The organism is Frankia sp. CeRuru1 (assembly GCF_977966315.1).
Genome location: NZ_CDWWEW010000196.1, coordinates 1 through 9,401 on the forward strand (window position 1 = coordinate 1; position 9,401 = coordinate 9,401).

The 9,401-nt window shown below is 69.5% G+C and carries 11 protein-coding genes; 4 read left to right on the plus strand and 7 right to left on the minus strand.

The window, feature by feature from the left end:
• The 3 genes from AC08OP_RS14750 to AC08OP_RS14760 all read left to right on the plus strand — a co-directional run.
• Positions 1-1,185, plus strand: a 1,185-nt coding sequence (locus AC08OP_RS14750; protein WP_476614722.1) for a phytoene desaturase family protein, incomplete at its 5' end; no start/stop codon positions are given.
• A gap of 324 nt (positions 1,186-1,509) precedes the next feature.
• The gene (locus AC08OP_RS14755; RefSeq protein WP_476614723.1) at positions 1,510-2,532 is read left to right on the plus strand and encodes a DUF2278 family protein; all 1,023 of its coding nucleotides are present in this window, start codon (positions 1,510-1,512) and stop codon (positions 2,530-2,532) included.
• 63 nt (positions 2,533-2,595) lie between these two features.
• Positions 2,596-3,537: a TauD/TfdA dioxygenase family protein gene (locus tag AC08OP_RS14760; protein ID WP_476614724.1), complete on the plus strand. Its 942-nt coding sequence runs from the start codon at positions 2,596-2,598 to the stop codon at positions 3,535-3,537.
• A 181-nt stretch (positions 3,538-3,718) separates the two neighbouring features.
• Here the strand turns inward: AC08OP_RS14760 and AC08OP_RS14765 are convergent, their stop codons facing one another.
• Positions 3,719-4,402, minus strand: a complete 684-nt coding sequence (locus AC08OP_RS14765; protein ID WP_476614725.1) for a cation efflux transmembrane domain-containing protein — start codon at positions 4,400-4,402, stop codon at positions 3,719-3,721.
• A 1-nt stretch (position 4,403) separates the two neighbouring features.
• Positions 4,404-4,739, minus strand: coding sequence for an ArsR/SmtB family transcription factor (locus tag AC08OP_RS14770; protein WP_476614726.1), 336 nt, complete (start codon positions 4,737-4,739; stop codon positions 4,404-4,406).
• Between the two features lie 139 nt (positions 4,740-4,878).
• Here AC08OP_RS14770 and AC08OP_RS14775 point away from each other — a divergent pair, with 139 nt between their 5' ends.
• Positions 4,879-5,106, plus strand: coding sequence for a hypothetical protein (locus AC08OP_RS14775; protein ID WP_476614727.1), 228 nt, complete (start codon positions 4,879-4,881; stop codon positions 5,104-5,106).
• A gap of 27 nt (positions 5,107-5,133) precedes the next feature.
• Here the strand turns inward: AC08OP_RS14775 and AC08OP_RS14780 are convergent, their stop codons facing one another.
• From AC08OP_RS14780 to AC08OP_RS14800, 5 genes are all read right to left on the minus strand, one after another.
• Entirely contained in the window at positions 5,134-5,730 is a 597-nt protein-coding gene (locus AC08OP_RS14780; protein ID WP_476614728.1) for a 2-oxoacid:acceptor oxidoreductase family protein, read from the minus strand.
• 616 nt (positions 5,731-6,346) lie between these two features.
• Positions 6,347-6,523: a hypothetical protein gene (locus AC08OP_RS14785; RefSeq protein WP_476614729.1), complete on the minus strand. Its 177-nt coding sequence runs from the start codon at positions 6,521-6,523 to the stop codon at positions 6,347-6,349.
• A gap of 117 nt (positions 6,524-6,640) precedes the next feature.
• A complete protein-coding gene (locus AC08OP_RS14790; protein ID WP_476614730.1) occupies positions 6,641-6,973 on the minus strand; it encodes a hypothetical protein in 333 nt (110 codons plus the stop codon).
• Between the two features lie 95 nt (positions 6,974-7,068).
• Positions 7,069-8,835: a sensor histidine kinase gene (locus tag AC08OP_RS14795; protein ID WP_476614731.1), complete on the minus strand. Its 1,767-nt coding sequence runs from the start codon at positions 8,833-8,835 to the stop codon at positions 7,069-7,071.
• Between the two features lie 199 nt (positions 8,836-9,034).
• A partial coding sequence (locus AC08OP_RS14800; protein ID WP_476614732.1) for a P-loop nucleotide/nucleoside kinase family protein occupies positions 9,035-9,401 on the minus strand: 367 nt, incomplete at its 5' end.

Sequence of the window (9,401 nt, forward strand, 5' to 3'; positions counted from 1 at the left end):
CTCGACGACGGCCCGGCGGCGCTGCTGCGCCGCGACCTCGACGCCACCGCGGCGGGCCTCGCCGACCGGGACGGCGTCGATTCCGGCTGGCACCGGCTGGTCGGCCCGCTGGCGTCCGACGGCTCGCGGCTGGCCGAGGGTGTGCTGGCGCCGTTCGACCTGCCGCCCACCGCGCCCCTGACCCTTGCCCGGTTCGGCGTGCGCGGGCTGTGGTCCGCGACCGCGCTCGCCCGCGCCGCGCTGCGCGGTGAGGCGGCGCGGGCGCTGTTCGCCGGGCTCGCCGCCCATTCCATGATCGATTTACATCGCCCGGTCACCGCAGGCTACGGGCTGTTCCTCGGGGTGCTCGCGCACCAGGTCGGCTGGCCGGTAGCCGTCGGTGGATCATCGTCGCTGGCGGAGGCCCTGGTCGCCCGGCTGCGCGAGCTCGGCGGCGAACTGGTCACCGGCGCCCCGGTGACCAGCCTGTCGGAACTGCCGCCCGCGCGGGCCGTGCTGCTCGATCTCACCCCTCGCCAGGTGCTCGCGGTCGCCGGCGACGCGCTGCCCGGCCGCTACCGCGCCGCGCTCGGCCGATACCGGTACGGACCGGGAGTTTTCAAGATCGACTGGGCGCTTGACGGACCGGTGCCCTGGCGCGATCCGGCGGTCGCCGGGGCGGCGACCGTACACCTGGGCGGCACGCTCGCCGAGATCGCCGCGGCCGAGCGGGCCGTCGCCCGCGGCCACCATCCAAACCGGCCGTTCGTACTGTTCGTTCAGGCGTGCGCCGCCGACCCGAGCCGCGCCCCGGCCGGCCGGCACACCGGGTGGGCCTACTGCCATGTCCCACTGGGCTCCAGCGTCGACATGACCGACGCGATCGAGTCCCAGGTCGAACGCTTCGCCCCCGGATTCCGCGACCGGGTGCTTGCCCGCCATGTGATGGGACCGACGGCACTGGAGGCGCACAACGCCAACGAGATCGGCGGCGACATCGGCGGTGGCACCGCCGACCTGCGCCAGTTGGTCGCTCGGCCGGTGCTCTCGCCGCGCCCCTGGGCAACGCCGCTGCCCGGCGTCTACCTGTGTTCGGCCGCCACCCCTCCCGGCGCCGGGGTACACGGCATGGCCGGGCTGCACGCGGCGGCCCTCGCCCTCAGCCGGGAGCGGCGAGCGGCCTGGCCCGTAGGGCGGCCGGGATGAGACCGTCGCCGACCCTGATCTCGCCGCTGTGCGCGAGACACGCCGGGAAATGCGCGATATGCCGCCGCCTACGGACCTTGTATCCCGCCTGGAGACACTCCGACGGTAACCGCCCGGGCGCCACGCCGACCATGAATCACCGCCTTTTCATGACCGCCCCTCCATGATGGGGGTCGGCAGCCGGCCCGCGGGCGGCCTGCATCACCGTTGGGTGACCGCAGGCCAACCGGTAGGTGAACACCCCTCCGCCGCACCCTCCTGGCCAGACGGGAATGATATCGTTCAGGCGGATCTTTCCATCGCCGCGGAAATCGGGGAAATGTCATGCCGCTGGCAGGCTACGGCGTCTTGAAAGGCCGGGTGCTCGACCGGCGCAGGGAGGGCGGGCGCGACAGCCCGCATTACCAGCTACACGTCGACGGCGGTGACTCTTTCCGAGTCGCCGTGAACGTTCTGTCCGCCCAGCCCCCGTCCGAACTGCTGTACATCGCGGTCGAGGAGTTCCACCATCCGATCCTCGACCGCCTCGTCGACCTGCCCGACGGGTTCACCCCCCTGAACTCCAGGCCCGGCGGCCTCGCCCTGGACTTCATCCGGGGCAACCTGTTCGACCGCACTGGGCTGCACGCGCTCCCCCCCGACCGCCCCGGCCCGGACAACGACCTCGCCGACCGCCTCGACCACCACGTCCAGCGTGCGACCGCCGATCCAACCAGCCACATTTACGCCTTCGGCCAGCGATGGGGCCCCGAACCCACGAAACCAGACAAGATCTTTGGCTTCGTACCCGGCAACGGCGTGCATGACGTCCACATGAACCAGGGCAACAGCGGTCGCTTCATCGCCGACGACGGCACCTGGCAGGACGGTGCCCTGCTGTTCCACTTCCCCACCGCGGGCCGCTGGACAGCACTGTTCCTGGCCTTCCAGAGCCAGGCCTGGCACACTGACGACACGACCGGCCACGCCCTGCGCGCCGTTCCATCGGCCGGACCGGGCGGCCGACCGGCCCCCGGGGAACCCGACCGGCGCCTGCGCATCGTCGCCGCCCTGGTCAACCCCATCGGACCAGCACCGGAAGCCGAGTCCGTCACCCTGCTCAACACCACCCCAGGGCCCGTCGACCTCACCGGTTGGACGATCATCGACAGCGGTCGGCACCGTTTCCCCCTTCCGCCCACCAACCTGCCGGCCGGGGACACCGTGCGGATCCCGCTCGCGCCCCCGGTCGGGCTGGGCAACCGGGGCGGCATCATCACCCTGCTTGACCAGGACGGTCTGAAAGTCGACGGCGTCGCCTACACCGCCACCGACGCCTCCCGCGAAGGGCACACCATCGTCTTCTGACCCCGGGTCGCCTTTCGGACCCGGATCACCTTTCGGACCCGGGTCGCCTCCGCAGGACTCCGTATGAGCGCGATCAGAACCGGGCTGGATGTCCGGAAAGTCATCGGGCGAATCGGCGCGGAGATCGTCGGCATCGATCCGGGCCGGGAGCTGGACGCGGAGACGGTCGCGTGGCTGCGGGCCACTCTCAACGAGCACAAGGCGCTGGTATTCCGTGAGGTGGATATCGATGATGCCGGTCAGCAGCGGTTCGCCGGGTATTTCGGCGCACTGACCGCGGCCCACCCGACCGTCCCGTCGGTGGCAGGCTCACCGAACGTCCTGCCGGTCGACAGCGAGAACGGCAGAGCCAACCACTGGCATACCGACGTGACATTCGTCCTGAACCCGCCCCAGCTGAGCACGCTTCGCAGCATCGTCATCCCGCCCTATTGCGGGGAGACCCTGATCGCCAACGCCGCCGCGGCGTACCAGGACCTTCCCGAGGTACTGCGCGCCTTCGCCGACACCCTCTGGGCGCTGCCCACGAACGACTACGACTACGCGGTTCCGGTGGAGAGCCTCGACAGCGACCAGCTGGACCGGCGGGCGGTTTTCACCGCCACCGTGTACAAGACCGTGCACCCGGTGGTGCGAGTTCATCCGCTGACCGGCGAGCGCGGCCTCTACATCGGGGGGTTCGCGCAGCGCATCGTCGGCCTGTCCACCGGCGAGTCCCGCGACCTTCTACGGTTGCTGCAGTCCTATGTGATCAAGCCGGAGAACGTGCTGCGGTGGCGTTGGGAGCCGGGCCAGCTGGTGATTTTCGACAACCGGATCACCCAGCACTACGCCATCGACAACTACGACGACCTGCCCCGTCGGCTCAACCGGGTCACCGTCGCCGGCGACATACCGTTCGGCCCGAACGGGGAGAAGAGCTACTCGCTCGCCGGGGATGCCTCGCATTACACGACCGTTCTCGAAGAAAGCGTCCCGGCGTCCGCCGGAATCCTTTCCACGTAGCGACCGGCCGGCGACACGGCCGGAACAGTGGGATCTCGCGACCGGCATCGGCGACCGGCTCGCCCAGACCCACGCCCGCGCCGCCGACGCCAGCCGACCGATTCGAGAACGCCAGTCCAGGTCACGGGGAATCCAAAGATCAGGAACATCAGCCGCAGCAGACGCAGCCCGGGGCACATCCCTACCTGTCCACGTGACGGCTGATCTCAAGTGAGCAGGACACGGTGGGGACCGGACAGCAGACGCCGCCGCGCCAGGCATCACGGCCTTCCTTCACCGCGATCACAGCGATCACCAGAGCGGCGACCGGGTCCGCCCAGGACCAGCCGAGGGTGGCATTGAGGAGCAAACCAGCGAGCAGGACCGCGGACAGATAAGTACACAGCAACGTCTGCCTCGAGTCCGCCACGGCGGACACCGAACCGAGTTCCCGGCCGGCACGGCGCTGCGCAGCGGACAGGAACGGCATCACCGCCAGCGACACCGCGGCGAGCGCGATCCCGGGCACCGAACCATCCGCATCATCCCCGCCGGCCAGTGCACGCACGGCGTCGACCGCGACATAGACGGCGAGCACGAAAAACGACCCGGCGATGAACCGCAGGGCGACGCGTTCCCGGGCCTCCCGAACGGCGTGATCGACGGCGGAGAACTGCCAGGCAACCGCGGCGGCGGAGAAGACCTCGATGAGCGAGTCCAGCCCGAAACCGATCAGCGCAGCGGACGACGCCGCCGCGCCGAACGTGAGCGCGATGATGGCCTCGACGACGTTATAGGCGATAGTCACCCCGACCAGGAACCGGATTCGGCGGGCGAGCAGGTCACGGCGGGCCGGGAGCGGCCCCGATGACAGCGAGACGGCCATATCAGCAGCAGCCCTTCTCCGCCGTGCCCGGGCACGCGGCATCCTGTCCGAGGGCGATGACCGCGGCCCGCAGCTCGTCGAGTGTGCGACCGAGACGGGCGTCGGCAAGCTCATAACGGGTACGCCGGCCGACCGGAACGGCGACCACCAGCCCACAGCCACGCAGACAGGCCAGATGATTCGACAGCCGGCTCCGGGAGATCCCCATCGCCTCCGCCAGATCAGCGGGATGCGCCGGGCTGTCACGAAGGGCCAGAAGCAGCCGTGCCCTGATCGGGTCAGCCAACGCCCGGCCGACCCTTACCAGAACCTCGATGTCCGAGGCGATCGTCACCATGACCCAACAGTACAGAGATCCATGAACTCAGGAAAGCGTAAACTTCGGATGGGCCGGAGACCTCGACGCGGCGAGGCTGGCTGCCTGGTCTCACGGCCTGGTCTCACGGCCTCGTCTCACGGCCTCTCTGCAGGCGGCGGTGCTGCTCGCCCTCTACGGCGCCGTCTTCGGCGCCGTCCTCGGCGCTCTGGTGGGCCTGCTGACGTACGCGCTGAGCAGGGGCCGTCGGGATTTCGTCTCCGTGTCGGCGCTGAGCGCGGACCGCTACGACCTGCTCGTCGACGCCGACGTGGCGGAGCAGGCGGCCAGGCTGCTCGCGGAGACCGAGTTCGGCCGAGTGTCGCCGGCCGGGGGCACCCGGACCTGACCCCGGGACCCGTGCCGGCGCCCAGGCTCATTCCCGGGCTACCGGCAGAAGCCCGGCCCTGCGCCGCTCGATGTAGCGGACGAACGCAAAGGTGTCCCGGGCCGCCTCGATGCCGTCGTCCGCGAGCCGACCGGCGAACCGCTCCCGGATGGCCGTCTCGACCGCGGTGATCGAAACGATTCCGGTCAACGCGGCAAAGCCACCGAGCAGAGCGGTGTTCGGTAGCGGATGCCCCAGCTCGCGCTGGGCGATCTCGCTGGCGGGCAGGCTGATCGTTCGCTCGGGCCGGTACCGGGTGAGCCCGGGCAGCCCGAAATCGTCGAGGTCGCGTGCCGAGTCGAGCAGGATGAACCCGTCCGCCCCGAGTCCATGGAATACGTCGGAGACGTGCAGCAGCGCCGCGTCCCGGACGATGACCGCATCCGGGAACACGACCGGTTCCCACCCGGGCAATGGATCGTCGTCGATCCGGCAGCAGGCGACCGTAGGGTGGCCGATGTGTTCCGGCCCGCCGGCCATGGCTGCCTGTCCGTAGCGACCCTCCGTAACTGCCGCGATGGTCAACAGCTCGGCGATGGTCAGCACGCCCTGGCCGCCGAACCCGTGAATTCGTACCGCGAACATGATGGACCTCGTCTCTCCCGACCGGGCTGCTCTCGATGCTGCTTCTCGACGCTGCTCGCGATGCCCCCGTCAGCTGCCAGGGTCCTCTCCGCGGCCCGGCAGCGCGGTGAGTAGCCGGCGGCGGGGGCGACCAGTGGATCGCGGGCCAGGATCGCCATCGTGCGGTCGTCCCCGTTGACCCCGTGCGCATGGATGGCGAGCTGCGCGAAAAGGAGGATCAAGCAACGACCGCGACGTGTCCCCTCAACACAAACCCCAAGGTCAGCGGGCTACCGCCGCTCACCCTGAATGGACACGCGCGAACCTCGCGGCCTGCTCGCCGTGTCCGGCCGCGTCGCCGACGCAGATGGCGAGCCGGCCCCCGCCGACATCGACCACGTCCACCCAGTCTCCGCTCGAACCGGGAGTCGCGGAATGCGACCGCCAGGAGACCCCCAACCGGTGGGCGTTCTCTCTCACACCCTCGGTCACACAGGCTGCGAGATCGGTCTCGTCCCAGGATTCTGCAGCCGGAAAGTTGCACACGGACGACCTCCAGAACGGCGCCTCGCGGGGAGAACTCAGTGGCCCTTGGCATCTCAGACCCGTGCTCAGGCCTGCACCGACAACAGGTCATTCATTCGACTTCAGCCATCCGCTGAACATCAATATTGACGATCAGATCGGCCCAGCACGCATACTGGCCGACCGCACGCCCCTGCCGGGTCACCCGCAGGACTCGTGCCGGACGATCGGGACCGGCCTTGACGACCGTCTCCTCGATGAGATGACCACCCGCTGTCATCCATTTCATGTGTCACCGCCTTCCTTGGCGTCGATGCGAGGCCTGGGATCTGATGGCACAACCTGACAACCTGGCGGGATCGGCGACGACGGGTCATTGTTCAGTCGTTCACGCGAACCCGAAGGGTCAGCGGTCCCGGCCGAACAGCGTGGCCGTGTCCTCGATCGGGTTCCCCTGCCGGTCGTAGACGGCGACGCCCAACGACCTCAGTGTCGACGCGCTGCACCGCAGGTGATGGGCGCACAACAGCACCTCGACATCATGGGAACGCGTGTCACCGGGGACAAATATCGCCTGTGCCACCGGTTCGGAGGGGCAGCAGCAGGACCGACTGCCCGGTTCGATCGCCCGGTACGGTCGGTGCGTGCCCTCGGTCGCTGCGCCGTTCTCCGCGGCTGACGTCGGAGCCGGCATCGAGCGGGACAGGCGAAGGGCGGGGAGATTCACGGGGAGGTTCATGAGTCAACCATCCCGCGGCTGCCGCCTGGTCACATGGGCCGATCGTCCCCCCTCAGCAGACCAACGGTCTCCCCGCACAGGGGCGCAGCCCAGTGTCACAGGGGCGCAGCCCAGTGCAGGTGGGTGCCCCCACCTGCCGGTGTGGTGAGGGTGAAGGACCCGCCGAGCTGCTCGGCCCTGGTCCGGAGGTTGTCCAGCCCGCTGCGCCGGCCGCCGGGACCTATGCCGACGCCGTCGTCGATCACGTCGACGACCACCGACTCGCCGGCCACGCCGATACGGAGCTCGACGGTCCCGGCCCGCGAATGCCGCGCCGCGTTGGTCAACGACTCCCGGGCGACGGCGATCACCTGGTCAGCGAGATCGTCACCGATCACGGTTTCGAGCGGTCCAGAGTAACGGACGGTCGGCGTGAAGCCGAGGGCCGGACGCACGTCCTCGGCGATCCGGTCGATCGCGGCGTGCAGTCGGCTTCGTTTGGACACGCCGCTGGCACGCAGCTCGAAGATCGACCGCCGGATGTCCTTGATCGTAACGTCAAGGTCCTCGACGTACTGGTTGATGCGCTCGGCATTCGATGGACGTTCGTACTGGGCGATGTCCTGCAGGCCGAGCGCAACGGCGAACATCCGCTGGATGACGTGGTCATGCAGGTCACGAGCGATGCGACCACGGTCGGCCAGGACCACCAACCGCTCCCGGTCGGCCTTGACCCGCGCCAGTTCCAGAGTGATCGCGACGTTGCCCGCGAAGCTCGCGGCGCTGGCGAGATCGGTGTCGCTGAAGGGACGTTTCCCCCGGTTCCGCCCGACAAGCAGCACTCCGGACACGTGGTCGGTGCCGGCGACCATCGGGAGGAGGATCAGGGGGCCGGTGGCGGCGTCCCGTTCCTCGGGAAGGGCGTCGAGCTGCGCATCCTCCACGCGCAACGGCTGCTGCTCGGCCATCACCCGACCGGTGAGGGTGCCGTCGAGAGGTATCCGCTGACCGGCACCGGAAACGGTGTCCGCTCCGACGGTGACGGTGACGGCGACCCGCGCGCTGCCGGCCTCCTCGTCGCGCAGGACGATGGAGACGAACTCCGCATCGGCGACCGTGCGGATGCGTTCCGCAACAGAATCGAGGGCGCCGTCGGCATCGGCCATGATCTGGCGGGTCACGTCGGCGGACGCGCTCATCCACCGGTGCCGTTGCTGGGTGTCGTGGAACAGCCGGGCGTTCTCGATCGCGACACCGGCGCTGGCGGCCAGGGCGAGCGCGAGTTCCTCGTCCTCGGCGGTAAAGACCGTGCCGCCGCGTTTCTCGGTCAGATAGAGGTTGCCGAACACCTCGCCGCGCACGGTGATAGGTACGCCGAGGAAGGTCCTCATCGGCGGATGGCCGGGGGGAAAGCCATACGCACTCGGGTCACGGGAGATGTCGTCGAGGCGACGCGGCCGAGGATCATCGATCAGTAGACCGAGCACCCCGTGGCCGGTGGGCAGATGACCGATTCGGTCGACGTCCCGCGGGTCCATGCCGGCGTGGACGAACTCCTCCAGGGTGCGGTCCGGCGCGACGACGCCCAGCGCCCCGTATCGGGCGTCCAGCAGCTCGCACGCCGCCTCCACGATGTGCCGGAGCAACACCGGCAGCCGGAGGTCCGTGGCGATGGCCCGACTCGCCGCCAGCAGCCCGCGCAACCGGCTCTGCGTGGCCAGCACATCCTGGGCCCGGTCAACCAGCTGCGTCAGCAGTTCATCGAGTTCGAGCCGCGCGACGAGCGGGAAGGTCAGGTTCTCGCTCTTCGGTGGGCCCGTCGAAGAGACCGACGAAGGGTCCGTTCCCGCCCGCTTCTGGTTGGCTGCGGACCCAGTTTCCATGCCCACGCCCGAACAGTACTAGAACCGGTTCGGTTGCCGCGGATGCATTGGCGATCCCCATCAGTTGTCGATGCGTTACCCGCGCTCGGCGGTGGCCGCTCCCGGGCCATCCGGTCTTCCCCGAAACACCCAGAGCACCCGAAACACCCAGAACACCCAGAACACCCAGAGCACTGCGGAACATCGCTTCGCGTGCCGATCAGGCCGCGGCGCGGCGGGCGTTGTGCAGCGACTCGGCGATGGCCACCGCCGTATCGATGATCTTGGCTTCCGGCCAGGGTTCGATCCGGGAGACGGTGTCGGCGAGACGGCCAAGGCCGACGGACCCTGTGGCGCTGGTTGCCGCGGAACGCCGGTCGGTACGGGTTGCCGCGAGATCGGGCGGGGCCGTGCAGCGCAGTTGCACCAGGTCCGCGGAGGCACGGCGAGCGACATCGGCCGCTTGCGCGCGCTGGCTGTGCCGGTTCCACGGTGCGTCGACCACGACGGACTCGCCGCGGCGCAGCGCCGTGCCGGCCTGGCGCAGCAGTTCCTGGTGGACCGCGTCGACGTCGTCGGCCGGTACC

Bases quoted from the DNA above. Each gene is read 5' to 3' on its own strand.
- AC08OP_RS14795 (WP_476614731.1), bottom strand. From the start codon at position 8,835: ATGGAAACTGGGTCCGCAGCCAACCAGAAGCGGGCGGGAACGGACCCT.
- AC08OP_RS14765 (WP_476614725.1), bottom strand. From the start codon at position 4,402: ATGGCCGTCTCGCTGTCATCGGGGCCGCTCCCGGCCCGCCGTGACCTG.
- AC08OP_RS14770 (WP_476614726.1), bottom strand. From the start codon at position 4,739: ATGGTGACGATCGCCTCGGACATCGAGGTTCTGGTAAGGGTCGGCCGG.
- AC08OP_RS14755 (WP_476614723.1), top strand. From the start codon at position 1,510: ATGCCGCTGGCAGGCTACGGCGTCTTGAAAGGCCGGGTGCTCGACCGG.
- AC08OP_RS14785 (WP_476614729.1), bottom strand. From the start codon at position 6,523: ATGAAATGGATGACAGCGGGTGGTCATCTCATCGAGGAGACGGTCGTC.
- AC08OP_RS14780 (WP_476614728.1), bottom strand. From the start codon at position 5,730: ATGTTCGCGGTACGAATTCACGGGTTCGGCGGCCAGGGCGTGCTGACC.
- AC08OP_RS14790 (WP_476614730.1), bottom strand. From the start codon at position 6,973: ATGAACCTCCCCGTGAATCTCCCCGCCCTTCGCCTGTCCCGCTCGATG.
- AC08OP_RS14760 (WP_476614724.1), top strand. From the start codon at position 2,596: ATGAGCGCGATCAGAACCGGGCTGGATGTCCGGAAAGTCATCGGGCGA.